This is a genomic window from Pseudomonas taiwanensis DSM 21245, from assembly GCF_000425785.1.
GTDB lineage: Bacteria > Pseudomonadota > Gammaproteobacteria > Pseudomonadales > Pseudomonadaceae > Aquipseudomonas > Aquipseudomonas taiwanensis.
Map to the genome: position 1 here is coordinate 91,343 of NZ_AUEC01000025.1, position 24,697 is coordinate 116,039.

Annotated in this window: 20 protein-coding genes and 3 pseudogenes; 14 read left to right on the forward strand and 9 right to left on the reverse strand. The window is 62.1% G+C overall.

All coding sequences use genetic code 11. The features are described 5' to 3' along the window. Positions 1-117: 117 nt before the first annotated feature. Positions 118-1,440 (forward strand): DEAD/DEAH box helicase, encoded by a 1,323-nt coding sequence (locus tag H620_RS0112435; RefSeq protein ID WP_023381656.1) that lies wholly within the window; start codon positions 118-120, stop codon positions 1,438-1,440. A gap of 129 nt (positions 1,441-1,569) precedes the next feature. On the opposite strand, the gene H620_RS0112440 is transcribed toward H620_RS0112435, so the two are convergent. Next, positions 1,570-1,845, reverse strand: a complete 276-nt coding sequence (locus tag H620_RS0112440) for a hypothetical protein (RefSeq protein WP_023381655.1) — start codon at positions 1,843-1,845, stop codon at positions 1,570-1,572. A 237-nt stretch (positions 1,846-2,082) separates the two neighbouring features. Between H620_RS0112440 and H620_RS0112445 the strand changes: the two genes are divergently transcribed. Further along, entirely contained in the window at positions 2,083-3,009 is a 927-nt protein-coding gene (locus tag H620_RS0112445; RefSeq protein WP_023381654.1) for a DMT family transporter, read from the forward strand. A gap of 62 nt (positions 3,010-3,071) precedes the next feature. Here H620_RS0112445 and H620_RS0112450 read toward each other — a convergent pair whose 3' ends face one another. Then, a complete protein-coding gene (locus H620_RS0112450; protein ID WP_023381653.1) occupies positions 3,072-4,244 on the reverse strand; it encodes an MFS transporter in 1,173 nt (390 codons plus the stop codon). Between the two features lie 106 nt (positions 4,245-4,350). On the opposite strand from H620_RS0112450, the gene ptrR reads away from it, so the two are divergent. Then, positions 4,351-5,244, forward strand: a complete 894-nt coding sequence (ptrR, locus tag H620_RS0112455) for a putrescine utilization regulator PtrR (protein ID WP_023381652.1) — start codon at positions 4,351-4,353, stop codon at positions 5,242-5,244. Between the two features lie 128 nt (positions 5,245-5,372). Then, the gene (locus tag H620_RS27590; protein WP_023381651.1) at positions 5,373-5,501 is read left to right on the forward strand and encodes a PA1414 family protein; all 129 of its coding nucleotides are present in this window, start codon (positions 5,373-5,375) and stop codon (positions 5,499-5,501) included. Between the two features lie 154 nt (positions 5,502-5,655). Here H620_RS27590 and H620_RS0112465 read toward each other — a convergent pair whose 3' ends face one another. Then, positions 5,656-7,035, reverse strand: a complete 1,380-nt coding sequence (locus H620_RS0112465) for a sodium:solute symporter family protein (RefSeq protein WP_023381650.1) — start codon at positions 7,033-7,035, stop codon at positions 5,656-5,658. A 178-nt stretch (positions 7,036-7,213) separates the two neighbouring features. Further along, positions 7,214-8,164 carry an agmatinase gene (speB, locus tag H620_RS0112470; RefSeq protein ID WP_023381649.1) on the reverse strand — a complete coding sequence of 317 codons (951 nt, stop codon included), beginning with the start codon at positions 8,162-8,164 and terminating at the stop codon, positions 7,214-7,216. Between the two features lie 225 nt (positions 8,165-8,389). On the opposite strand from speB, the gene H620_RS0112475 reads away from it, so the two are divergent. From H620_RS0112475 to H620_RS0112505, 8 genes and pseudogenes are all read left to right on the forward strand, one after another. Then, positions 8,390-9,283, forward strand: coding sequence for a LysR family transcriptional regulator (locus H620_RS0112475; RefSeq protein ID WP_023381648.1), 894 nt, complete (start codon positions 8,390-8,392; stop codon positions 9,281-9,283). A gap of 145 nt (positions 9,284-9,428) precedes the next feature. Continuing rightward, positions 9,429-9,728 (forward strand): annotated as a pseudogene (locus H620_RS27795) (PAS domain-containing protein); the annotation flags it as partial. Positions 9,729-10,013: 285 nt separating this feature from the next. Continuing rightward, positions 10,014-10,988: pseudogene (locus H620_RS27800) on the forward strand (methyl-accepting chemotaxis protein); the annotation flags it as partial. 76 nt (positions 10,989-11,064) lie between these two features. Beyond that, positions 11,065-11,667, forward strand: coding sequence for a tRNA-uridine aminocarboxypropyltransferase (locus tag H620_RS0112485; RefSeq protein ID WP_023381646.1), 603 nt, complete (start codon positions 11,065-11,067; stop codon positions 11,665-11,667). Between the two features lie 266 nt (positions 11,668-11,933). Further along, on the forward strand, positions 11,934-13,343 hold the full coding sequence (locus tag H620_RS0112490; protein ID WP_023381645.1) for a circularly permuted type 2 ATP-grasp protein: 1,410 nt from the start codon (positions 11,934-11,936) through the stop codon (positions 13,341-13,343). Positions 13,344-13,346: 3 nt separating this feature from the next. Continuing rightward, positions 13,347-14,297 (forward strand): alpha-E domain-containing protein, encoded by a 951-nt coding sequence (locus H620_RS0112495; RefSeq protein ID WP_023381644.1) that lies wholly within the window; start codon positions 13,347-13,349, stop codon positions 14,295-14,297. Continuing rightward, positions 14,294-15,091: a transglutaminase family protein gene (locus H620_RS0112500; RefSeq protein WP_023381643.1), complete on the forward strand. Its 798-nt coding sequence runs from the start codon at positions 14,294-14,296 to the stop codon at positions 15,089-15,091. The genes H620_RS0112495 and H620_RS0112500 overlap by 4 nt, the downstream gene beginning before the upstream one ends. After that, entirely contained in the window at positions 15,088-15,819 is a 732-nt protein-coding gene (locus H620_RS0112505) for a proteasome-type protease (protein WP_023381642.1), read from the forward strand. Before H620_RS0112500 ends, H620_RS0112505 begins: the two co-directional genes overlap by 4 nt. Positions 15,820-15,871: 52 nt before the next feature. Here the strand turns inward: H620_RS0112505 and H620_RS0112510 are convergent. Continuing rightward, positions 15,872-16,285 (reverse strand): annotated as a pseudogene (locus tag H620_RS0112510) (beta-barrel domain-containing protein); the annotation flags it as partial. 140 nt (positions 16,286-16,425) lie between these two features. Between H620_RS0112510 and H620_RS0112515 the strand changes: the two are divergent. Beyond that, on the forward strand, positions 16,426-17,046 hold the full coding sequence (locus tag H620_RS0112515) for a tRNA-uridine aminocarboxypropyltransferase (RefSeq protein ID WP_023381640.1): 621 nt from the start codon (positions 16,426-16,428) through the stop codon (positions 17,044-17,046). Between the two features lie 55 nt (positions 17,047-17,101). Here the strand turns inward: H620_RS0112515 and H620_RS0112520 are convergent, their stop codons facing one another. The 4 genes from H620_RS0112520 to H620_RS0112535 form a co-directional block, all read right to left on the reverse strand. Continuing rightward, a complete protein-coding gene (locus H620_RS0112520) occupies positions 17,102-17,395 on the reverse strand; it encodes a DUF3757 domain-containing protein (protein ID WP_023381639.1) in 294 nt (97 codons plus the stop codon). Between the two features lie 548 nt (positions 17,396-17,943). Continuing rightward, on the reverse strand, positions 17,944-19,296 hold the full coding sequence (locus tag H620_RS0112525; RefSeq protein ID WP_081669692.1) for an HlyD family type I secretion periplasmic adaptor subunit: 1,353 nt from the start codon (positions 19,294-19,296) through the stop codon (positions 17,944-17,946). Positions 19,297-19,305: 9 nt separating this feature from the next. Next, the gene (locus H620_RS0112530; protein ID WP_023381637.1) at positions 19,306-21,441 is read right to left on the reverse strand and encodes a type I secretion system permease/ATPase; all 2,136 of its coding nucleotides are present in this window, start codon (positions 21,439-21,441) and stop codon (positions 19,306-19,308) included. Positions 21,442-21,518: 77 nt separating this feature from the next. Continuing rightward, the gene (locus H620_RS0112535; protein ID WP_023381636.1) at positions 21,519-22,892 is read right to left on the reverse strand and encodes a TolC family outer membrane protein; all 1,374 of its coding nucleotides are present in this window, start codon (positions 22,890-22,892) and stop codon (positions 21,519-21,521) included. A gap of 467 nt (positions 22,893-23,359) precedes the next feature. Here H620_RS0112535 and H620_RS25750 point away from each other — a divergent pair. Next, a partial coding sequence (locus H620_RS25750) for a retention module-containing protein (protein ID WP_155950783.1) occupies positions 23,360-24,697 on the forward strand: 1,338 nt, incomplete at its 3' end.

The window sequence follows — 24,697 nt, forward strand, 5'->3', positions numbered from 1 at the left end:
ACGAAGGGCCATTAGAACGCGCATGACCGCCCTGATGCCAAAAGAAATTCGGCTAAAACGGCAGAAAACGTTACCCTATGCAACTGAATTTCCCCGCACTTGCCTGAGGTTACCTCCGTGTTCTCCCAATTCGCCCTGCACGAACGCCTGCTTAAAGCCGTGGCCGAGCTTAAATTTGTCGAGCCAACTCCGGTGCAGGCTGCGGCCATCCCCCTGGCCCTGCAAGGGCGCGACCTGCGTGTTACCGCACAGACCGGCAGCGGCAAGACCGCCGCGTTCGTCCTGCCGCTGCTTAACCGCCTGGTCGACCTGCGTGCGCCTCGGGTGGAGATCCGCTCGCTGATCCTGCTACCGACCCGTGAACTGGCCCAGCAGACCCTCAAGCAAGTGCAGCTGTTCTCCCAGTTCACCTACATCAAGTCGGGCCTGGTGACAGGCGGCGAAGACTTCAAGGAACAGGCCGCGCTGCTGCGCAAGGTGCCAGACGTGCTGGTCGGCACCCCGGGCCGTCTGCTCGAACACCTCAACGCCGGCAACCTCGACCTGTCTCATGTGCAGGTATTGGTGCTGGACGAGGCCGACCGCATGCTCGACATGGGCTTTGCCGAGGACATGGAGCGCCTGTGCAAGGAGTGCGAGAACCGCGAGCAGACCTTGCTGTTCTCCGCCACCACTGGCGGTGCGGCCCTGCGCGATGTCATTGGCAAGGTGCTCAAGGACCCGGAGCACCTGATGCTCAACAGCGTCTCGCAACTGGCCGAGGGCACTCGCCAACAGATCATCACCGCCGACCACGACCAGCACAAAGAGCAGATCGTTCAGTGGTTGCTGGCCAACGAGACCTTCGACAAGGCGATCATCTTCACCAATACCCGTGCGCTGGCCGACCGCATTTACGGCCACCTGGTGGCCAAGGATGTGAAGGCTTTCGTCCTGCACGGCGAGAAGGACCAGAAAGACCGCAAGCTGGCCATCGAGCGCTTCAAGCAGGGCAGTTCCAAGGTCTTGGTTGCCACCGATGTGGCGGCCCGCGGCCTGGACATCGAAGGCCTGGACCTGGTGATCAACTTCGACATGCCGCGCAGTGGTGACGAGTACGTTCACCGCGTGGGCCGCACTGGCCGTGCCGGTGGCGAAGGCCTGGCGATCTCGCTGATCACCCACAACGACTGGAACCTGATGTCGAGCATCGAACGCTACCTCAAGCAGCAGTTCGAGCGCCGTGTGATCAAGGAAGTGAAAGGCACCTACAACGGGCCGAAGAAGGTCAAGGCATCGGGCAAGGCGGCTGGTACCAAGAAGAAAAAGGTCGAGAAGAAGACTGGCGACAAGAAGGCCGCTGCCAAACGCAAGCCGGCCGCCAAGCCGAAGGCCAAGGCACCGCTGGCCAGCAGCGATGGCATGGCGCCGCTGAAAAAGCGCAAGCCTGTGGCTGAGTAACGCGGCTGCACTGACCTCTTCGCGGGTGGTTGGCAGCCGCAATGCTGAGCTGCCACGATCCTGATCAGTGCGCGTTTACGGTAGGAGCGTGTTTACCCGCGATGAGGCCGGCTCTGCCGGCCCCGACCGTTACGATTCAGCCTTGTTCTGCGCCTCCTTGAGCTCCTTAATCCGCTTGTCGATCAGCTGACATTTATCGGGCAAGTCCTTGCTCGCCGTGCCCAGGTCCATTCCCTGTAGCTCGTCATTGATCTCTTTGGCCTTTTGCGGGTTCTGTTCGGTCAATCGGCTGACCAGCCCGGCCAGTTCCTCCCGTTTCTGAGTCGCTTCTTCCGGTGTGCAGGCCCAGGCGGGCAGGCTGCAGAACAGGGCAGTCGCACAAACGATGCGCAGCAGCGGTTTCATCCTTTCTCCCTCCGGCGATGGTGGTGCCCGGTGGAGGTATCTGCGCGGCGTTTAGTTCAGCGTCAACGACCGGTGGGTGTGCAAACGGTTGCCTCGGCTGTGGAGCACCGCCACTGATGCAGTTAGCCCAAGGTCGTTTTAAGGGTGGCATGAGCGACCATTGAAATCCGATAATCGGTCTTCCGTGTCCACTGCCGAGTTCGAATCCATGACTTTCACAGCAACAGGATCGCGCCCATGAGCGCGACCCGCAAGAATCCCGACGCCTTCGCCTTCCAGGTCATGCTGGGGTTGTGCCTCATCTGGGGCTGCCAGCAAGTGCTGATCAAGACGGCGGCGGTCGACATCGCCCCGGTGATGCAGGCCGCCATGCGCAACTTCATTGCCGCGGTGCTGGTTGGCTTACTGGTCTGCTGGCGTGGTGGCTGGGAGCAGTTGGGAAGCACCTGGAAAGCCGGCGCGGTGGCGGGTGGGTTGTTTGGCCTGGAGTTCCTGTTCATCGCCGAGGGGCTCAAGCTGACTTCGGCGGCGCATATGTCGGTATTCCTCTACACCGCACCGGTATTTACCGCGTTGGGGCTGCATTTCCGGTTGGCCAGCGAGCGGCTGCGGTTGTTGCAGTGGCTGGGCATCCTGTTGGCGTTCGGCGGAATAGCCACCGCCTTTGCCGGTGGCATGTCGTTCGAGCAGATGGATGGACGCACCTTGTTGGGCGACGCCATGGGGGTACTGGCCGGACTGGCTTGGGGCGCGACCACGGTGGTGGTGCGCTGCTCTCGGTTGTCGGAGGCGCCCGCGACCCTGACGTTGTTCTATCAATTGGCAGTCGGCTGTGTCGGGTTGGTGCTGATCGCCTTGCTCAGTGGGCAAATCGCGGCAGTGACGTGGACCCCGTTGGCACTTGGTAGTGTGCTGTTCCAAGGGATCGTCGTGTCGTTCATCAGTTACCTCACCTGGTTCTGGTTGCTGCGCAAGTACCTGGCCTCGAACCTGGCGGTGTTCTCGTTCATCACCCCGTTGTTCGGGGTGACATTCGGGGTGGTGCTACTGGGTGAGCCATTGAGTGCCAATTTTGTACTGGGGGCTGTCATGGTCTTGCTGGGCGTGATCCTGGTGAGTGCCGAGCCGTGGGTGAAGCTGCAACTGCGCAAGTGGGTCGGGTAGCGGTTGGCGGTACGGGCTCCATCGCCGGCAAACCGGCTCCTAGAGGTATTCCGACTCGGGTCTTAGGAGGCTGTCTGGGCCTTCGGCGGGCAGGATGGCAGACGCCGGCCCTCCATCAGCACCAGTACCCCCGCCAGGCCCAGCCCCGTCGCTGCCAGCACCAGTGCTGGCGCCAGGCTGGCGCTGTAGTGGCTGCTGACCGCTGCCAGCAGAGGTCCGCTCAACTGGCCCAAGGCGAAGCACGCCGTGAGCAGACCGGCATTACGCTGCGTCGCTTGCGGCGCCAGCTCGCGGGAACGTTGCATCACCAGTTGCATGCAGGCCAGGAACGGGGTGCCGCACAGCACCACGCCCAGTGCCAGGCCGATTCCATCGCCCAGCAGGCATGCAAGCACACCGAACCCCTGCAACCAAAGCGTGGCCGTTAGCCAGGCCGAGGTCCGCCCAGGGCGACGCAAGCTCACCAGCAGCACCCCCAGTGCCGCGGCCAGGCCGAACGCTGGCCAGAACAGGTCGGCCATCCAGTGTCCGCGAAACTGCTGGCTGGCCATTTGCGACAAGAAGGTGGCCGGGAGGATGTATCCGATGCCATACAAGGCATAGACCAGGCCGAGTCGGCCAATGCCAGCGCTGCGGTTGGCTCCTGGTTGAGGCACCGCGGGCGCTAGCGCCGGTTGCAGCGCCTGGGGTAGCCAGGGCCGGGCGGCCAGCAACATGATCAGCGCAGCCACGGCATAGATCATCCACAACGCTGCCGAACCGAGTCCCGACAGGTGCGCAGCCAGTGCCAGCAGACCGGTCAGGGCGATCCCCAGGCCTGGCCCTGCGAACACCAGAGCCCCGTACCGTTGCTGCCCGTGCGCATTGGCGACCTGTTGGCTGAGGCTGGTGATCATCACCAGCACCCAGGCGCTGGCCACGCCGGTACCGAAGCGCAATGCCAAGTGGCTCCAGAACCCATCGGCGGCCCATGAGGCCAAGGTCAGCAGCACGCACAGCCACAGCCCGCCGTGCAGGCGCAGGCGAACCTGTGCAGGCTTGCGGGCGAACATCGCATCCACCGCGCCGAGGAAATAGCCCAGGTAGTTGGCGGCGGCAACCAGCCCGGCGGCGGTGAGGTCGAACTGGCCTTCGGCGATCAGTTGCGGCAGTTGCGGGGTGAGGGCGAAGCGGCCAATGCCCATGGCCATCATCAGGGCCACGGCACTGGCCAGCAGTTGTACGAGCGGCGACATGAGGATACTCCTGCGCGAATGTAAGCGATGGATGGCAGGGTAGGGCTGATTGACTTTCAATAAAATTGAATAATGATGATGAAGTTATTCTGTTTTGGAGAATGCAATGGAGTTCAGCCAATTGCGCATCTTCCAGGCTGTGGCCGAGGAAGGATCGGTGACCCGTGCCGCCGAGCGCCTGCATCGAGTGCCTTCGAACCTGTCCACGCGCCTGCGGCAACTCGAGGAGCAACTGGGTGTGGAGCTGTTCCTGCGCGAGCGCCAGCGCCTGCAACTGTCGCCCGCCGGTAAGGTGCTGCTGGACTACGCCAACCGCCTGGCTGCGTTGCATGACGAAGCGCTGTCGGCGGTGCAGGGCGGGCAGCCGGCCGGCGACTTCGTGCTGGGGACCATGTACAGCACGGCGGCCACCCATCTACCGGCGCTGCTGGCCCGCTATCACCAGGCCTACCCGGCGGTGAACCTGCAGGTACGAGCTGCACCCAGTGGCGAGTTGTTCGAAGGACTGCTTAGCCATCGCCTGGACGCCGCGCTGGTAGACGGCCCACTGAACCTGGCCGGATTGGACGGTATACCGCTGTGCGAAGAAGAGTTGGTGCTGATCACCAGCCCGGAGCACCCCGTGGTGCACACCGCCAAGGACGTTGCTGGCAAGGCGGTGTTCACCTTCCGCCAGGGCTGCTCCTACCGCATGCGGCTGGAGGCGTGGTATGCCCATGCCCACACGCCGATGGGGCGCGTGATGGAGATCGAGTCTTACCAGAGCATGCTGGCCTGCGTGATTGCCGGGGCAGGGGTGGCCATGATGGCCCGCTCGATGCTCGACAGCCTGCCAGGGCGCGACCGTGTGCGGGTGCACCGCTTGCAGGCGCCATTCGATGAGGCGGTCACCTGGTTGATGTGGCGTCAGGGCATGCGCGGCGCGAATTTAGAGGCGTGGATCGATTTGCAACAAAGCGAAACGATTAACCAGTCGTCGGAATACGGCATTTCGGCTTGATCCGGGTCAAACTGGCCCTTATCTGTAAGGGCAGAGGCATGCGTAATACAGGACATCGGACTATGATCTGTATGAAACATCGCAAGATTTGAAATTGCCGTGAGGCTGACCCGTAAAAGGGGGCATTTATGAACGACCGACTTTACAACTGGCTCCACGACCTCGCTGTCGCCTTGGGCTTGCTCCCTCCGCCGCTGCAGCCAGTGCCGATCCCGACCGACGAAGAACAACGCAAGCGCCAACCGCGTCGTCGCTGAATGAAAAAAAGGCCGCTGCATCACTTGCCGATGCCGCGGCCTTTTTGATTCTGGGGGGGCGTGGTGTTCGTAGTGGCCGTGTCGCCGGTCCCTGCAAGCACCAACCTTGCAGGAACCGGCTTTCCGGCGATCGCGGCCAACCCGCGTTACAGGCTCACGCCAGCTTTGCCGCCGCCACCGACTTGCGCGACATCAGGCTCACCACCACGAAGCTCACCAGACCGACGGCCAGGCTGTAGTAGATCGGCGTGTTGGCATCCAGACCATCCTTGAACATGAAGAACAGTGCGGTGGCAAAGCCCAGCGACATGCTGGCGATGGCCCCTGCGGTGGTCGCACGCTTCCAGAAGATGGCACCGATCAGCGGGATCAGCATGCCGCCGACCAGCAGGTTGTAGGCCAGGGTCAGGGCGCTGATCACATCGTTCACCGCCAGCGCGATAGCCAGTACCACCAGGCCAGTGAGCAGGGTGAACAGGCGGTTGACGCCCAGGCTCGACTGCTTGCCACCACGCAGTTTAGGCAGCAGGTCCTCGGTCAGGGTGGTCGAGGCAGCCAGCAGGCCGGCACTGGCGGTAGACATCATCGCGGCCAGGGCAGCCGCCATCAGCAGGCCACGAATGCCATCGGGCAACTGGCTCTTGATCATTTCGGCGAAGGCGTTGTTCGGGTTCGCCAGGTCCGGCATCAGCACATGGGCGGCCATGCCGATCAGCGCGCAGGCCAGGCCGTACAGCACGCAGTAGACACCAGCAGTGGTACCGGCGCGCTGGCAGACTTTCTCGTCCCGGGCGGTGAACACCCGCTGCCAGATGTCCTGGCCGATCAGGATGCCGAAGAAGTAAATCAGGAAGTAGGTGATGATGGTGTCCCAGCCGATGGTGGTCCAGCTGAAGCTGGCTGCCGGCAGCTTGGCTACCAGAGTGTCCCAACCACCGGCCTTGTACAGGCACACTGGCAGCAGGATGAACATCAGGCCTACGGTCTTGATCACGAACTGGACGATGTCGGTCAGGGTCAGCGACCACATGCCGCCGATGGTCGAATACACCACCACCACGCCACCACCGAACAGCAGGGCCATCCAGAACGGCACGTCGAGCAGCACCTGCAACACGGTCCCCATGGCCAGGGTCGAGGTGACGCCGATCATCAGCGCGTAGGCCAGCATGATCGCCGCGCTGGCCTGGCGCGCCATCGGGTTGTAGCGGCGCTCCAGAACCTGGGTCACGGTGAAGATCTTCAGGCGCAGCAGCGGTTTGGCGAGGAACAGGTTCAGGGCGATGATGCCCAGGCCCAAGGCTGCACACAGCCAGAAACCGGAGATACCGTGAACATAACCCAGGCGTACGGTGCCTACGGTCGAGGCGCCGCCGAGAACGGTGGTTGCCATGGTGCCCATGTACAGGGTCGGGCCGAGGTTGCGCCCGGCCACCAGGTAGTCTTCGTGGGTTTTTGCACGGCGCATGCCGTACCAGCCCAACCCGAGCATGCCGGCGGCATAGATCAGTACAACGATGATGTCCAAGGCCATTGGGGGTCTCCCGATTATCTTTATTATGGCGAGATCGACCACGCGGGCGGGTTCACGGCGCCCGGCGGTCTTGTCTTGTGTTGGCGGGCCTCTATGGCCCTCCCAGATGGCTCCTGCCAGTTCTATCAGTCCATCGCCGCGTGCTGTCCGCTCCCACGATCCAGCAGTGCAGCGTTGATCAGCGACGCACGACGCCCGGCAGCACGCAGAGCATTTCGAACAGCAGGTTGGCACCGAGCAACGAGGTGTTGCCGGTGGTGTCGTAAGGCGGGGAGACTTCGACGAGGTCACAGCCGATCAGGTCGAGGCCGTGGCAGCCGCGAATGATCTCCATCGCCTGGATGGTGGTCAAGCCGCCGATTTCCGGCGTGCCGGTACCTGGCGCCCAGGCCGGGTCGATACCGTCGATGTCGAACGACAGGTACACCGGGCCACCGCCGACCTTTTCACGCACCTCGGCCATGAGCGGTTCCAGCGATTTGTGCCAGCACTCTTCGGCCTGCACCACGCGAAAGCCCTGGCGACGGCTCCAGTTGAAGTCGTCGGCGGTGTAGCCTTGGGCGCGCAGGCCGATCTGCACCACGCGGTCGCAATCGAGCAGGCCTTCTTCCACGGCACGGCGGAACGTGGTGCCGTGGGCGATCTTCTCGCCGAACATGTGGTCGTTGACGTCAGCATGGGCATCGATGTGCACCAGGCCGATCTTGCCGTGCTTCTTGTGCAGTGCGCGCAGGATCGGCAGGGTGATGGTGTGGTCGCCGCCCAGGGTCAGCGGGATGATGTTGTGCTCGAGGAGTTCGTCGTAGGCCTCTTCGATGATGCGCACGGCGTCAAGCAGGTTGAAGGTGTTGATCGCTACGTCACCGATGTCGGCCACCGACAGCGAGTCGAACGGGGCGGCACCGGTGGCCATGTTGTACGGGCGGATCATCACCGACTCGGCGCGGATCTGCCGTGGGCCGAAACGGGTACCTGAGCGCAGCGAGGTGCCGATGTCCAGCGGTACGCCGATGAACGCGGCATCCAGGCCTTCGGCGCTTTGCAGGTGGGGAAGACGGAGCATGGTGGCGATGCCGCCGAAACGCGGCATTTCGTTGCCGCCCAGTGGTTGGTGGAGAATCTTGTCCACGGTGGGCCTCATCAGTCGGTCGATTGTTCTGTTTGTTCGAACCTGTGCCGCCGCGCGCCTCGATAGTGTGGTTCTGCTGGCGGGCAGGGACATTTCGGCCAAGTCTGCTCAAGGCTGTGCGCGGGAAGAATCGCTACCGGCAAATACTTACTTCAGGAATTTCTGAACTAATGGCCGCAAGACCGGTTAGACTGCGCGAAAATTCTCCTGCGGAACCGTTGCACCATGGCCTCGACACTGCCTGACCTGAAACTGCTGCGCATCTTCGTGAGCGTCGTGCGCCACCAGGGCTTCGCCAATGCCCAGCGTGAGCTGAACCTGTCGACATCAGCCATCAGCACCTACATGAGCCAACTGGAAGGGGCGTTGGGGATCGTGCTGTGTCACCGCGGGCGAGGCGGTTTCAGCCTGACCAGCAAGGGCGAGCTGTTCCATCAGGAGACATTGCGCCTGCTGGCCGAACTGGATGGATTCGAGCAATACGCCGCCGCCCTCAAGGGCGAACTGCGTGGCACGCTCAACCTGGGGGTGATCGACTCGACCGTCGGCGATCGGGCGCTGCCGTTGGCCGAGGCGATCGGCGCCTACAGCCAGGAGCACCCGGCGGTCCACCTGCACCTGTCGGTTTCCAGCCCTTACGAGCTGCAACTGGGGGTGCAGGACAACCGCCTGGACCTTGCCATTGGCGCCTTTTCGTCGCGCATGAGCGGCTTGGTCTACCAGCCGCTGTACCGCGAGCAGCACTGGCTGTACTGCAGCAGCCGACATCCGTTGTTCGCCGAACGGCGCATCCCCGAGCAGGTGGTGACCCAGCAGCGCATGGTCGGGCGTGGCTACTGGAGCCAGGCGGAGCTGGCCCGCCATGGTTTCAAGCACAGTGCGGCAACGGTAGAGAGCATGGAGGCGCAGCTGATTCTTATTCTCTCAGGCGCCTACATCGGTTACCTGCCCGAACATTACGCCCAGGCCTGGGTGGACAAAGGCGACCTGCGGGTATTGTCGCCGGCGACCTTTGGCTATCAGGCGCCATTTTCCTTGATCATTCGTCGCGGTCGCAGCCGCGAACCCTTGATCCAGACGTTCCGTGACCTGCTCAAGAGCCAGCTCATCGTCGGCTGAGTCAGACGACATTTCGGACATTCCGTCGGGACGAGCCATTTTCCTGCACAACCTGGCCACTACCATGGTGGCGCTCTGCTAAACCTCTACTTGCTTTGATGATTTTCCCCTTCATCTACACAAGCAAGGATCGCCCAAGATGCGCATGAATTTGCCCGTCACTGAGCATGAAAGAACCTTCCCCAGCGAACAGCGCCTGATCTCCACCACGGACCTAAACAGCCGAATCACCTACTGTAACGACGCCTTCGTAGCCATCAGCGGGTTCACCTACGATGAACTGGTCGGGCAACCGCACAACCTGGTGCGGCACCCGGACATGCCGCCTGCGGTCTTCGGGCATATGTGGGACACCATCAAGCAAGGCAAGCCCTGGATGGGCGTGGTCAAGAACCGCGCCAAGAACGGCGATTTCTACTGGGTCAGCGCCTATGTCACGGCGATTTACGAAAATGGCCGGGTCAGTGGTTATGAGTCGGTGCGCTCGGTGCCTACCCGTGAGCAGATCCGCCGCGCCGAAGCGCTGTATGCGCGACTGCGCGCAGGCCGTTCGCCCGTGTCGTGGGCGGCGCGTTTGGGGCATGGGTTGGGGCATGGCTGGCCATTGATCGGAGCCGGCGTGCTCTCGGCTGCCGGTTACCTCTGGTTGCCCACCTACGCCGCATTAGGTGTTCTGATGGCCAGCCTGCTGGTTGCCTGGTACTGGGTCGAGCATCGACAAAACCTGGCCATACGCCGCACCCTGGACGAGCATCCCAAGGCCTTTACCAGCCCGTTGGTGGCGTTGACCTACAGTGACAATCCAGGGCTGCAGGGGCAACTGGACCTGGCAATCATCAGCGAGGAGGCGCGCCTGCAGACCGCCTTGACCCGGCTGGTGGATGCCGGGGTCGGGGTCAAGTCACGGGCGGCCCAGTCCGCCGACCTGTCCGATGCCCAGGCGCAGATGCTCGACCGCCAGCGTAGCGAAACCGACCAGTCGGCCACGGCCATCGCGCAGATGGCCGCGACCATCCAGGAGGTCACCCATAACGTGCAAAGCACCGCCCATGCCGCCGGCGATGCCGACCAGCTGGCCCAACAGGGCAGCGAGCTGGCGCAGCAGAGCCTCAAGGCCATGGGCAGCATGAGCGTTGCGGTAAGCGACATCGGCCAGGCCGTCAATGCCCTCGCCGAGCAGACCCAGAGCATCGGCAGCGTGGTGGACACCATCACCTCAATCGCCGAGCAGACCAACCTGCTGGCGCTCAATGCGGCCATCGAGGCGGCCCGCGCTGGCGAGCAAGGCCGGGGGTTCGCCGTGGTGGCCGATGAGGTGCGCTCCCTGGCCCAACGCACGCGGTCGTCCACGGATGAAATCCACCACATCATCGCGTCGTTACGTGCTGGCGCCGAACGCGCGGTGAGCACCGCCAGTCGTGGCGAGCAAATTTCCCGTGACAGCATGCAGAGCGTCGAAGCGGTGCAGTCGGCGTTGGCCGGGATTGTCCAGGCGGTCAGCCGCATCACCGGTATGAGTCAGCAGATGGCAACCGCGTCGGAGCAGCAAAGCCACGTCGCCGAAGACATCAACCAGCAGATCGTGCGTATCGCCCAGTTGTGTGACCAGAGCGCCGGGCAGGCCAAGCAAGGTGCCGAGATCAGCCAGGACCTCGAACGCATGGCCGAATACCTGCACAGTCTGGCGGAGCGTTTCAACCGCTGAACCCACGACTCTCCCACAGGGATGTGGGCCTTTTATCGGGTGGCTATGGCACACTGGCGCCAGCCAGGAGAACCCGATGTCCAGACCCCGCTGCGAACGCTGCCTGCGTCCGCAAGACCATTGCCTTTGCTCACTGATCCCTCATCTCGACAGCCGCACCCGCGTCCTGGTGTTGCAGCACGCGAGCGAAACCACCCACGCCCTCAATACAGCCCGATTTGTCGCATTGGGGCTGGCGAACGCCCAATTACGGGTCGGCGAGGTGTTCGAGGATCTGGCCGATTTGCTCGCCACTCCCGGTTACCGGCCGGTAATACTGTTTCCAGGGGATGGCGCCGAAGCGCTGAGCGCCTATGGCGATGCACAGGACACGCCGCTGCTGCTGATCGTTCCGGACGGTACCTGGCGCAAGGCGCGCAAGCTGCTCTACCTCAACCCATTGCTGCAGGCCTTGCCGCGTGTGACGCTGGGGCAGGTGACGCCTTCACGCTACCGGTTGCGCAAGGCGCCGGAGCCTGGGGCGCTGTCGACCATCGAGGCGGTGGTGCAGGCGTTGAATGCACTGGAAGCACCAGAGTGTTTCGACCCGTTGCTGCAACCGTTCGAGGCACTGATCGAAGGGCAGATAGCTGCAATGGGCCGGGAGACATTCCAGCGCAACCATGGTCAAGACCAATAGGCCAGGAGCGCGCCTGAAGGCGCCGGCTTGCCGGCGATAAGCGGCCCACTTACTACTTGCATTCCAAGGCCTGTATTCCCTGTTTTGGTTCACGCCTTATTCAATACGCTACAACGAGCCCTTATTGAGTGCGTTTACCTTGACAACCTAGGTGAACCTGCACCGCGAGAGGCCACGGTTTGCGGGGTGGCGCCTGTTTCGGCATCGCTATTGCTAGGTAACGACTGCAGGGATAACAGTTGTACTTAGTGTGTGGGGAGTTGCGTATGCCTCGGGCCTTTTTCAATGAAATGTATGATGCGGCCGGTGAGTGTCGTCCGCATTATCAAGAGTTTGCGCGTTGGCTGGCGAATACCCCCTTGGAGTTGCTCGATCAGCGTCGTCGTGAAGCGGACTTATTGTTTCATCGCGCAGGCATTACGTTCACGTTGTATGGGGATGAACAAGGCACCGAGCGGTTGATTCCGTTCGATATCATTCCTCGCAGTATCAAGGCCAGTGAATGGCGAACCGTGGAGCGCGGTTGTATCCAGCGTGTCCAGGCACTGAACCTGTTCCTTGACGATATCTACCACGGGCAACGGATTCTCAAGGAGGGCATCATTCCACCCGAGCAGGTCCTGGCGAACGATGGTTACCAGGTGGCCATGCAAGGCCTGGATTTGCATCGCGGTATTTATGCCCACATCGCCGGCGTCGACCTGGTGCGTGATGGCGATGGCAGTTACTACGTACTGGAAGATAACTTGCGAACCCCAAGCGGCGTGAGCTACATGCTCGAAGACCGCAAGATGATGATGCGTCTGTTCCCCGAGTTGTTCGCTGCTCAACGCGTCGCAGCCATCGACCATTATCCCAACTTGTTGCTCGATACCCTGAAGAGTTCGAGCCCGCTGGATAACCCGACAACCGTTGTACTGACCCCCGGTCGATTCAATAGCGCCTATTTCGAACACGCTTTCCTGGCCCGTGAAATGGGTGTGGAATTGGTCGAAGGCGCTGACCTGTTCGTGCGCGACAACCATGTCTTCATGCGCACGACTTCTGGTCCACGTGCGGTCGATGTCATCTACCGACGCCTCGACGATGCCTACCTCGACCCGCTGTCCTTCAATCCCGACTCCCTGCTTGGCGTGCCAGGGCTCGTTACGGCCTACCGTGCCGGCAATGTGGTGCTGGCCAACGCGGTGGGTACCGGGGTGGCTGATGACAAGTCGATCTACCCCTACGTCGACGACATGATCCGCTTTTACCTTTCAGAGGAGCCGATTCTCAAGAATGTGCCGACCTGGCAGTGCCGCAAGCCTGCCGAACTGTCCCATGTGCTGGCCAACCTGCCGGAACTGGTGGTCAAGGAGACCCAGGGCTCGGGCGGTTACGGCATGTTGGTCGGGCCGGCCGCGAGCAGAGCGGAGATCGAAGAGTTTCGTGCCAGGATCAAGGCCCGCCCGGAGGCTTACATCGCCCAACCGACGCTGTGTCTGTCGACCTGCCCAACCTTCGTGGAAAACGGCATCTCGCCAAGGCACATCGACTTGCGCCCGTTCGTGCTGTCAGGCAAGGAAACCCGCCTGGTGCCAGGCGGATTGACGCGGGTGGCCTTGCGCGAAGGCTCGCTGGTGGTGAACTCGTCCCAGGGCGGCGGCACCAAGGACACCTGGGTTGTGGAGGACTGAATCATGCTTTCAAGGACTGCCTCGGACCTGTATTGGATGTCCCGTTACCTTGAGCGCGCGGAGAACCTGGCGCGCATGCTCGAGGTCAGCTATTCGCTTTCGCTGATGCCCCAGGCTGGGCGCAGCGATGGGCGGCCTGAGCTGGCGATGTCATTGCTGGCAGCGGGCACGCTGGACGACTACAACCGCCGTTACGGCGAGCTCAATGTCGAGCACATGCTGCATTTCTTCGCCCTGGACGAGACCAACCCCGGCAGCATCTATTGCTGTCTGCGGGCCGCGCGCAGCAATGCACACGCGGTGCGTGGGCGAATTACCGCCGACATGTGGGAGAACATCAACGCCACTTGGCTGGAGATGCGCAACATCGCCAACAAAGGCCTGGCACGCTACGGTATCAACCACTTCTGCGAATGGGTCAAGGAGCGGTCGCACCTGTTCCGGGGTGCCACCGCTGGCACCATCATGCGCAATGAGGCCTATGGGTTCATCCGCCTGGGCACCTTCCTGGAGCGGGCGGACAACACCCTGCGTTTGCTCGACGCGCGCTACGAAATGTTCGGCGAGGAATCGGAAGAAGTCAGCGACAACTCCGCACGCGGCTACTACCAATGGAGCGCCTTGCTGCGCGCGCTGTCCTCCTTTGAAGCGTTCAACGAAATCTACCGCTGCGCACCGGCGGCCGAGCAGGTCTCCGAAATGCTATTGCTGCGCGCGGATGTACCACGCTCGCTGCATGCCTGCGTCGAGGAGCTGGCGCAGTTGCTGGCCGGTTTGCCGGGTGAAAACGGGCGTCCGGCGCAACGTCTGGCAGCCGAACTCAGTGCCCGTCTGCGCTTCACTGGTATCGAAGAGATCCTTGAGTCTGGGCTGCATCAGTGGTTGACCCACTACATCGGCCAGATCAATCACTTGGGACAGAACGTTCACGAATCCTACCTGGAGGTAGTATGAGACTGTCTATCCGCCACGACACCACCTACCACTACTCCAACGACGTGTGCATGAGCATCCAGTTGCTGCGCCTCACACCCAAGAGCAGTGAACGCCAGCAGATACTGGAATGGCATCTGGATCTGCCACGTCCGGTAGGTAGCCAGCTGGATCCCTATGGCAATGTCCTGCATTTGCTGACCATCGACGAACCCCATGACGCCCTGATGCTCAGTGCCCATGGGGACGTGGACATCGACCAGACGCTGGAAGTGGAGCACGACACGCAGTCCGCGCTGCCATTTCTGCGTTCGAGCAAACTGACCGCCATCGACGATGCACTGCGGGGCTTCGCCATTCGACACTGTGGCGCCAGACGCGACCGGACGGCGCTGATCGATCTGATGAACGGGTTGGCCGATCACATTGCCTACACCCCTGGCGCAACGGCGGTGGACACGGTGGCGGCGGAAGCCTTCGCCAACCGCGCCGGCGTCTGTCAGGACCATACCCATGCGTTCCTGGCCTGCGCGCGTAGCCTGGGCATCCCTGCGCGCTACGTGTCGGGCTACCTGTGCACCGAGGACGAAAGCCACCTGGCAAGCCACGCCTGGGCCGAAGCCTGGCTGGGCGATGGCTGGTACAGCTTCGATGTCACCAACCGCCTGGCCAGGCCGGAACGGCACCTGAAGCTGGCGGTGGGGCATGATTATCTCGATGCCTGCCCGGTGCGTGGCATGCGCCGTGGCGGCGGGGCGGAGTCGATGCTGGCGCGGGTGCAGGTCAGCTCGCTACCACAGGCACAACAGCAATGACCTATTGCGTTGCGATGCACCTGGCGGACGGGTTGGTCTTCATATCGGACTCACGGACCAATGCCGGAATCGACCAGATCTCCACGTTCCGGAAGTTGTTCGTGTTCAATGTGCCGGGTGAGCGCCTGATCGTGCTGCAAACGGCCGGCAACCTTGCGACCTCGCAGTCGGTGGTGAGTTTGCTCAGGCAGCGTTGTGACAGTGAGGGCGCGCATCTGTTGAACGTACCGACGCTGTACGACGCCACGGCGCTGGTGGCCGACACCATTCGAGAGGTGATCAACCGGGACTGCACCAAGCTGTCTGGCAAGGTGGACCTGAGCTGTTCGTTCCTGGTGGGGGGGCAGATCCTGGGCCAGCCCATGGGCGTGTACAACATCTATCCGCAAGGCAACTTCATCCAGGCAACGGAGGACACGCCGTTCATGCAGCTGGGCGAGAGCAAGTACGGCAGGCCGATACTCGATCGCAACCTGCTCTACCACACGCCGCTGGGCGAGGCACTGCGCTGCGGCCTGATCTCGTTCGACTCGACCATGCGCAGCAACCTGTCGGTGGGTATGCCGCTGGATCTGCTGGTGTACCGCAAAGACTGCCTGGATGAGGTGAAATGCCACCGTATCACGGCCCATGACCCTTACTTTCAGCGTATCCGGTCGCAATGGTCCGATGGCTTGCGGGATTTGCTCGCAGCGTTGCCGGACCCGCCTGCGGCATACGTCCAGTAGAGCCTGGGCCGGTTCCTGCATGCAGCGCTGTAGGAGCCGGCCTGCGGGCGACTCAACGCTCGCGCATCGCCTCTGTCCGCGCCTTGAGCACTGGCTTCAAGAGATAGTCCAGCACGCTTTTCCGGCCGGTGATGATGTCCACCGTGGCCACCATCCCCGGGATGATCCGCAACGGTTTGTTGTCCCTGCCGAGGTGATTCTGCTCGGTACGAACCTGGATCAGGTAGAACGCATTGCCCTTGTCATCGGTCACCGTGTCGGCACTGATCAGCCCGAGCTTGGCCTTCAACCCACCGTAAATCGTGTAGTCATAGGCACTGAACTTGACCATCGCCGGCTGCCCCGGATGCAGGAACGCCACATCCTGCGGCCGCACCCTGGCCTCGATCAGCAGGTTGTCCTCGACCGGCACGATCTCCACCAGGTCACTGCCCGGCTGCACCACGCCGCCAATGGTGTTGACCTCGAACGCATGGCCGAATACCTGCATAGTCTGGCGGAGCGGTTTAACCGTTGAGGCCGTTGGGGCTGCTTGGCAGCCCATCGCCGGCAAAGCGGGCCCAGCATATCGGCATATGGCAAAATACTCCGCCAACGGAGAACACCATGCCCAGACCTCGCTGCGAACGCTGCCAGCGCCCGCTTGACCATTGCCTCTGCCCACTGATTCCCAGCCTCGACAGCCGCACCCGCGTGGCCCTGCTGCAGCATCCCAGTGAAACCGACCACGCGCTGAACACCGCGCGACTGGCCGCCTTGGGCCTGGTCAATGCCGAGCTGCGGGTTGGGGAAGTGTTCGCCGATCTTGCCGAGCTGTTGGCCAAACCGGGCTATCGGCCCGTGCTGCTGTTCCCGGGCGAGCAGGCACAAGCGCTGGCAGCCTACGATGAAACGGACGATAGGCCATTCATGCTGATCGTCCCCGACGGCACCTGGCGCAAGGCCCGTAAGCTGCTGTACATGAACCCGTTGCTGGAGGCGCTGCCCAGGGTGACACTGGCCGAGGTCGCGCCCTCTCGCTACCGCCTGCGCAAGGCACCGGAGCCGGGCGCGGTGTCGACCATCGAGGCAGTGGCACAGGCGTTGAACGTGCTGGAGCAGCCAGCCAGTTTCGATGAGCTGCTACGGCCATTCGAGGCGTTGATCGAAGGGCAGATCAAGGCGATGGGTGTTGATGTATTCGAGCGAAATCATGGTTGCTCAAGCAGCACGCCGCCCCGATCATGAAATGCGACTTCCCATGACAAGGACGGTCGTGCCTCTGGCTGACGGCCTCAGGGCATCATTTTTTCAATGCCAAGCTGATGCCTTCGTCGTCGCTCTCGTATCGGCAAATGATTGAGGTCGTGGTCTCTTTCTGATTTAGCAGTTTGAATTCATCGGCCTTCGATTCTTTTGCATTGGGTGTGAAACCCGACCATTGACCATCCTCATTCGTGGCGCTGTAAGCGATCCCATCCATGTCGTCTTGTGTATCAGCTTTTTGGCTGATGCTGGATGGCTCCGGACATGTAGCCGCAAGTGCGTTCCCCACAGCCAGAACGCCTGCAATACCTACAATCGCAAAAAATCGCATGTGATCTGCTCCTTCAGGTAATTGGAGCCTTCAGGATGTAATCCTTCGCCATTTGTTTCTACTGGCAAAAATGCTAGGCCTTCAGCAACACGACACGGCAGCAAGGCTGCCGTTATCAGGAGTGGAGAGGGCGAATTCCCACAGGTTTTGTGGCTAATAGAAGAGGACTTGCCGCTTGCGGTTCCCGGGCCAATCACTCCTGTGGAGGCTCCACTGTCCGCCGTGTTTGCTCGTTTCGATATTGAGGTGGGCGCAACCGCTTTTCATCAGTCTTCAGTCATGCATCAAGGCGGCCAGCCTAACTGGCACAGGATAGACTCGCCCGAAACAGACTGTGGGAGCCTTGCTCGCGATGCTCTTTTTGTTCGCCGATATGGGGCCGGTGTAGGATCAAGCGCCGCTTACGCGACGCATCGCGAGCAAGGCTCGCTCCTACGGTTGTTTCACACCAATCAAGGTAGGGGCGGGCTTGCCCGCGATGCGCCGCGCGGGCGGCGCTCGATCTCACAGGCGCTGAAAATGTGGCGACATCACGCAATCCAAACCCTTCACCGCTCGCGTAGCGCCTCGGTCCGTGCCTTGAGCACCGGCTTGAGCAGATAATCCAGCACGCTTTTCTGGCCGGTGATGATGTCCACCGTGGCCACCATCCCCGGGATGATCAGCAACGGTTTGTTGTCCCCACCCAAGTGATTTTTGTCGGTGCGCACCTGGATCAGGTAGAACGCATTGCCCTTGTCATCGGTCACCGTGTCGGCACTGATCAGCTCGAGCTTGGCCTTCAACCCACCGTAAATCGTGTAGTCATAGGCACTGAACTTGACCATCGCCGGCTGCCCCGGATGCAGGAACGCCACATCCTGCGGCCGCACCCTGGCCTCGATCAGCAGGTTGTCCTCGATCGGCACGATCTCCACCAGGTCACTGCCCGGCTGCACCACGCCGCCAATGGTGTTGACCTTGAGCAGCTTGACGATACCACGCACCGGCGACACCACGGTGGTGCGGTTGACCCGGTCGTCGATGGCGATGCTGGTGGCGGTGATCTTCGAGAGTTCAGTGCGTTTGTCGTTGAGCTCCTTGGCTGCTTCGGAGCGGAAGGTGGCGTCGGACTCCTGGATCTTGCTCTTGATTTCCGCCACCGCCGCCTCCGCCCGGGGAATGGCCAGGCTGGTGGCATTGAGCTGGCCGCGCGCCTCGACGGTACGTTGTTTCAGACGCAGGATTTCCACCGGCGAGATCGCCCCAGTGCCCACCAGCGGTGTCGACATGTTCAGCTCCTGCTGCAATAGGCCCAGGGCCGAGCGGTACTGTTCGACCTTCGAGCGGAATTCGGCGAGCTCCTGGGTCTTTTGCCGCAGCTGTTCGTTGAGCGTCTGTTTTTCGCTGGCCAGGCGCCGTTGGCGGGATTCATACAGCGCGATTTCGTCTTCGGCAACTTGCGGAGCCTTGGCCCGCACTTCATCCGACAGCTCGAAGGGGCGCCCCTCGGACTCGGCGGCGAGGCGCTCGACCTGGGCGGTCAACGCATACCGATCCGCTTCGCTCTCGCCTTTGTTCGACTTGAAACGGGTGTCATCCAGGCGCAGCAGGGTGGCGCCTTTCTCGACCATTTGACCTTCACGTACGAAGATCTCGGTGACGATACCGCCTTCCAGGTTCTGCACGACCTGTACCTTGCTCGACGGGATAGCCTTGCCTTCGCCTACCGTCACTTCATCGAGCACCGCCAGGCTGGCCCAGGCCAACGCCACCAGCAGCAGTGCGGCGGCCAGCCACACGGTCAGGCGCGACAGGCGGGGTGAGTCCTGCAAAGTGGCGCCGGCCAGCTCCGGCATATAGTCGCGCTCGGCTCGTTTGTCGTTGCCCTGGTTGCTGCGCACGCTTTGCATGAGAGGCATGGTGAACTCCTACATTGCCGCGCCAATGCGGCCTTTGCGCAGGGCGTCGATGACCGCGTCCTTTGGCCCGTCGGCGACGATCTTGCCGTTGTCCAGCACCAGTAGACGGTCCACCAGGCTGAGCATCGAGGTGCGGTGGGTCACCAGCAGTACCGTCTTGCCTGGCACCCAGGCCATCAGGCGCTGGCGCAGTTGTTCCTCGCTGCTGTTGTCCATGTGGCTGGTGGGTTCATCGAGAATCAGGATCGGGGGCTCCAGCAGCAGGGCCCTGGCCAGCAACACGGCCTGGCGCTGGCCACCGGACAGCAGCTGGCCTCGTTCGCCCACCGGGCGGTCGAAGCCACTGGGATGTTGCCTGGCCAGCTCGCTGACGCCGGTCAGTTCGGCCACTTCGAGCATGCGTGCATCGCTGACGTGACGTGCGCCGAGGGTGAGGTTATCGCGCAAGGAACCGGCCAGCAGCGGCAGGTCATGGGCCACGTAGCCGATCTGGCCACGCAGGTCGGCAATATCCAGTTGGCGCAGGTCGAGGTTATCCAGCAGCACCTGGCCTTCGTCAGGGTGATGAAAGCCCATCAACAGGCGTGCCAAGGTGCTCTTGCCCGAGCCGCTGCGGCCGATGATGCCAATGCGCTCGCCAGGGCTGAGGCTGAGGTTGACGTCATGCAGCGCGGCATGGGTTTGCCCTGGGTAGCGGAAGCTGACGTGGCTCAGTGCCAGGCCACCCTTGAGCGTGGTGTGCTCCAGCGCTTGCTGTTCAGCCTGGCGCTCCTGAGGCAGGGCCATCAGCGCGTCGGTGCTGCGCATGGTGAGCTGAGCCTGCTGGTAGCGGGTGATCAGCCCGGCGATCTGCCCCAGCGGTGCCAGCACTCGGCTGCCGAGCATGTAGCTGGCCACCAGGGCGCCGACACTGAGGTTGCCGGCGATGATGCTGTAGACCCCGGCCACGATGGTGGCCATGCCGCAGAACTGCTGGATGAACAGGGTGCCGTTGCTGGCCAGGGAGGAGAGGTTGCGGGCGTGGGCATCGAGGCGGGCGATGGCGCCGTTGGTGTGTTCCCACTGGTACTGGCGTTCGCTTTCGGCGCCGCAGGCTTTGAGAGTTTCCAGGCCACCCAGGGTTTCGATTAGCAGCGCTTGGCGCACCGCGCCCAGGCTCAGGCTCTTTTGTACGGTGTCACGCAGACGAGCCTGGATCAGCAGGGCGAAGCCCACCGCAACGGGGAAGGCGATCAAGGGAATCAGCACCAGCCAGCCGCCGAGCAGGCCTATCACCAGAAGCATCAGGGCAACGAAGGGCAGGTCGATGATGCTGGTCAGGGTCACGGCGGTGAGAAATTCGCGTAGCCCCTGAAAGTCGTGGATGCTTTGGGCGAAGCCGCCAATGGTGGCGGGCTTGGCCTTCATCGCCATGCCGGTGATGCGCTCGAACAAAGTCGCAGACAGAATCAGGTCGGTTTTCTTGCCGGCTTGATCGAGCAAATGGGCGCGGACCATGCGCAGCACCAACTCGAACGCAGTGCCAATGAACAGGCCAGCGACCAGTACCCACAGAGTCGATACAGCCTGGTTGGGCACCACGCGGTCGTAGGTCTGCATGACGAACAGCGGTACCATCAAGCCGAGCAAGTTGATCAGCAGGCTGGCCAACAAGGCATCGCCATACAGCCAGCGTGAGTGACGCAGTGTGTCGCGGAACCAGGCGTTGACCCTGGGTAGCAAGGGCGAGCGCAGGTCTTCCAGGGTGTGTCGGGGGCGAGCGAAAAGGGCGTTGCCACTGTAGGCCTGGTCCAGCGTTTCACGCTCGACCCATTGCTCACCGCCTTCGGCTTCGCAGGGCAGGATCAGCGCACGGCCGTCATCGCCCCAGCGCTGCAGCACGGCGCTGCGGCCGTCGTTGAGCAACAGCAACACCGGTAGGTTGAGGGGCGAAATGTCAGCCAGGCCACGGGGCAGGACGCGCGCCTGTAGGCCAGCCCTGGCGGCTGCTCGTGGCAGCAGTGCCGGGCCCAGGCGCTGCTGGGCCAGGGGCAAGCCGCTGCACAGACTGGCACGGCTGGCCGGGCGACCATGCAGGCGACACAGGATCAGCAGGCCATCGAGCAGTGGGTCATCGACATCCGGGCGCGGCTGCGCGCTTTGCATACTGGTCACGATGGACTACTCCCGCGACGTTGGATGGGGTGCAACGCCTTGCGAACCGGATCTGCCTGCGGCTGTACCTAGCGCATGTCGGGCAGTCTTGCCTCGTTGCGCACATCGCTCTTGGCAATGGCCTCTGGCGGCAGCGAGATGCGTTGCTTGCTCAGCAGTTCGCCCATGGTCGCCAGGACCCGATACATCGAGAACTCCTCGGTGTACCGTACTTCGGTGTAGCGGCGGTTGGCGTTGTACAGCTCGTTTTCGCTGTCCAGCACGTCCAGCAAGGTTCGCTGACCCAGGCCGAACTGGTCCTGGTAGGCGGCTCGTACTCGCTGGGTGGTTTCGGCGTATTCACGAGCGGTCGGGGCTTGCTTGCGGGCGTTGTTCATGGCGTTCCAGGCCAGGGCCAGGTTCTCGTTCAGCTCGCGTAGGGCATTGTTGCGGATGTCCATGGCCTGGTTGATCTTGTGCGCATCCGATTGCAGCCGGGCCTTGTCGCTACCGCCGCGGAACAGGTTGTAGCTGAGCTCTACGCCGGCCTGCCAGTCGTTGTTGCTGTGGCCTTTTTCTCCGCCCAGGTTGTTATTGGCGCCGGTGGCCAGCACAGCGTCCAGGCGCGGATAGAAAGGCGACTTGGCCACTTCGTACTGCTGCTCGGCGGCATTCACATCGGCCTGGGCCGATTTCAGGTAGGGGTTGTTCTCCAGCAAGCCCTTGCGTGCCTCATCCAGATTGGCAGGTACCTGGCCCTTGATCGTGGACGGGGTTTCCAGTTCGTCGGGCATGCGACCGATGACGCTGTAGAAGTTGGCCTCGGCGTCCGCCAGGTCGACTTCGGCGGTGTCCAGGTTGTTCTCCGCCAACGCGCGACGGGCCCGGGACTGGTCGAGGTCGGCGGTGCTGCCGACGCCACGCTCGCTGCGCAGGCCGATCTGGTCGTTGACCCGCAGATGGGCCTGCAGGTTGTTTTTCGCCAAGGTCACCAGCTCACGGCGCTTGAGCACCTCCAGGTACACCTCGATGGCGCGTAGGGCAACCGTCTCGGCGGTGGCCTGGGTGTAGTAGGCCCGCGAGTTGGCCACCGCCTCGGTGCGGCCTACCTCGTTGGGGGTGTTGAAGCCATCGAACAGCATCTGCCGAAGACGCAGTTCCGACTGGGTGTAGTTGAGCGTTTCCTTGCGGTGGTTGCTGGTGCCGTCAGCGTTGAGTCCACGAGTATTGAGGTTGTCGGAACGTTGGCGGCCATAACCGGCCACCAGGTCGACTGTTGGGTAGTACCCCCCGCGAGCGAACTTCACATCCTCGTCTGCCGACAGTCGACTATTGCGGCTGGCGCTGATCTCGGGATGTTGGTCCACGGCGTTCTGGACGGCCTCGTTGATTGACATCGCCTGAACGTTGGCACACGCCATGGCCAACAGCACTGCACTGGTGATGGGGGTTAACACGCGCATGGGGTACATCTCCCTGGTCCAAAAAAGTCCTGCTTTTCGCCAAAAAAATGACGATATTTATGCTTCAAACCGTTTCAAGTTTGTAACAACAGAGCTAAGAACATTTAGGGCGCGAGCTAAGAAGATTTTTTCATAATACCTATGCGAAAAAAAACTTATGCGGTCTATGCAAACCAAGACATTGTTTCTTTCAGGTGAATTTGAAACCCGTGGTAGGCCACGGTTTTCAGGCATCGCGGTGAGTTCCAGATTTTTTACAGCTAAAGACGCAGGACGGTTAGGCAAAGGTGGTATTTGGCGACAATTTTTTGGCACAAAATGATGGCCAACTTACATTAATACTATCGCCAAAGTAGTCACCTGAAGGATCGATGCTCACCGCGACCACGCTTGAGCTCGACTCCTTGATCTGCGCTGCGCCCTGTCATTGGCTGTAAAAGCCTATCGGTTAGGGGAGGCGTGCGCTCATGGCTAAGTTAGTCGGTGTGGTCAGCAAGGTGGTCGGGCAGGTGTTCGCGGTCGGCAGCGACGGTGGGCGACGGCCCTTGGTGGAGGGCGACCGCCTGTTTGCCGGCGAGCAATTGGAAACTGGCGCAGCCGGGGCCGTGGCCGTGCGTTTGCACAATGGCGCCGAGCTGACCCTGGGGCGTGACAGCAGCCTGACCATGACCTCCGACCTGCTGGCCAACCAGGCGCCTCACGCCCAGGACCACGGCACGGCGCCGAGTGATGCGCAGCTCAGTGATGTAGAACGCATTCAGCAGGCCATTGCCGCAGGCGATGACCCTACCCAGTCCGCCGAAGCCACGGCTGCTGGCCCATCCAGTAGTGGCGCACCCGGCGCCCTGGGCGGCGGCCACAGCTTCGTGATGTTGACCGAGGTGGCCGCGCGGGTCGACCCAACGGTCGGCTTCCCAACGGCAGGTTTCAATTCAATTCCCGAGCTGGCCACGCGCGAGATTGCCGGGACGGATCCCAGCAGTGATGACAATGGTGATGTGCTGCGGCCCACGCCGCCGCAGGATGAGAACAATCCTGTCGAACTGCAGGGGTTGGATCTTGCACCGAGCGAACTGACTTTCAGCGAAGCCAACCTCGCCGACGGATCGGCCAGTGACCCTTCCGCGTTGACCCAATCCGGCAGTTTCACCGTGGTGGCGCAGGATGGCGTGTTCAATCTCAGTGTGGGTGGCATCAATGTCGTGACCGCTGGCGTTGTCACAGGCGTTGGCCAATCCATCATCACCGCTCAGGGGAACCTCCTGACCATTACCGGTTACAATCCTACCACCGGAGTGGTGACCTACAGCTACACCCTTACCGGGGCCGAGCAGCATGGCACTGGCGAAGGGGTTCGCACGGTGCACGAACATTTCCCGGTTCTGGTGAGTGACCGCGACGGCGACATTGCGCAAGGTTCGTTGGATGTGAACATCCGTGACGATGCGCCCAAGGCTCATGACGACAGCAACGCCGTCACTGCCACCGAGCAGCACACCGCGCTGACCGGCAACGTGCTGGGCAACGACGTGCAAGGTGCCGACCGTGTGGTCGGCGGCCCGGTTATCGCCGGTACCTTCACCGGTACCTACGGCACGTTGGTACTGGCCGCAGACGGTTCCTACACCTATACGCTCAACACCAATGACCCGGACTTCAAGAACCTGGGGGGTGGCGGTAATGGTCTCGAGCACTTCACCTACACGATCAAGGACGCCGACGGCGACACCAGTTCCGCGACTTTGACCCTGAACATCAGCAACCTCAACGACCCGGTGACACTCGATGGATTGGAGGTACAGGGT

Bases quoted from the DNA above. Each gene is read 5' to 3' on its own strand.
- H620_RS0112440 (WP_023381655.1), bottom strand. From the start codon at position 1,845: ATGAAACCGCTGCTGCGCATCGTTTGTGCGACTGCCCTGTTCTGCAGC.
- H620_RS0112445 (WP_023381654.1), top strand. From the start codon at position 2,083: ATGAGCGCGACCCGCAAGAATCCCGACGCCTTCGCCTTCCAGGTCATG.
- H620_RS0112450 (WP_023381653.1), bottom strand. From the start codon at position 4,244: ATGTCGCCGCTCGTACAACTGCTGGCCAGTGCCGTGGCCCTGATGATG.
- ptrR (WP_023381652.1), top strand. From the start codon at position 4,351: ATGGAGTTCAGCCAATTGCGCATCTTCCAGGCTGTGGCCGAGGAAGGA.
- H620_RS27590 (WP_023381651.1), top strand. From the start codon at position 5,373: ATGAACGACCGACTTTACAACTGGCTCCACGACCTCGCTGTCGCCTTG.
- H620_RS0112465 (WP_023381650.1), bottom strand. From the start codon at position 7,035: ATGGCCTTGGACATCATCGTTGTACTGATCTATGCCGCCGGCATGCTC.
- H620_RS0112475 (WP_023381648.1), top strand. From the start codon at position 8,390: ATGGCCTCGACACTGCCTGACCTGAAACTGCTGCGCATCTTCGTGAGC.
- H620_RS0112485 (WP_023381646.1), top strand. From the start codon at position 11,065: ATGTCCAGACCCCGCTGCGAACGCTGCCTGCGTCCGCAAGACCATTGC.
- H620_RS0112490 (WP_023381645.1), top strand. From the start codon at position 11,934: ATGCCTCGGGCCTTTTTCAATGAAATGTATGATGCGGCCGGTGAGTGT.
- H620_RS0112495 (WP_023381644.1), top strand. From the start codon at position 13,347: ATGCTTTCAAGGACTGCCTCGGACCTGTATTGGATGTCCCGTTACCTT.
- H620_RS0112500 (WP_023381643.1), top strand. From the start codon at position 14,294: ATGAGACTGTCTATCCGCCACGACACCACCTACCACTACTCCAACGAC.
- H620_RS0112505 (WP_023381642.1), top strand. From the start codon at position 15,088: ATGACCTATTGCGTTGCGATGCACCTGGCGGACGGGTTGGTCTTCATA.
- H620_RS0112515 (WP_023381640.1), top strand. From the start codon at position 16,426: ATGCCCAGACCTCGCTGCGAACGCTGCCAGCGCCCGCTTGACCATTGC.
- H620_RS0112520 (WP_023381639.1), bottom strand. From the start codon at position 17,395: ATGCGATTTTTTGCGATTGTAGGTATTGCAGGCGTTCTGGCTGTGGGG.
- H620_RS0112525 (WP_081669692.1), bottom strand. From the start codon at position 19,296: ATGCCTCTCATGCAAAGCGTGCGCAGCAACCAGGGCAACGACAAACGA.
- H620_RS0112530 (WP_023381637.1), bottom strand. From the start codon at position 21,441: ATGCAAAGCGCGCAGCCGCGCCCGGATGTCGATGACCCACTGCTCGAT.
- H620_RS0112535 (WP_023381636.1), bottom strand. From the start codon at position 22,892: ATGCGCGTGTTAACCCCCATCACCAGTGCAGTGCTGTTGGCCATGGCG.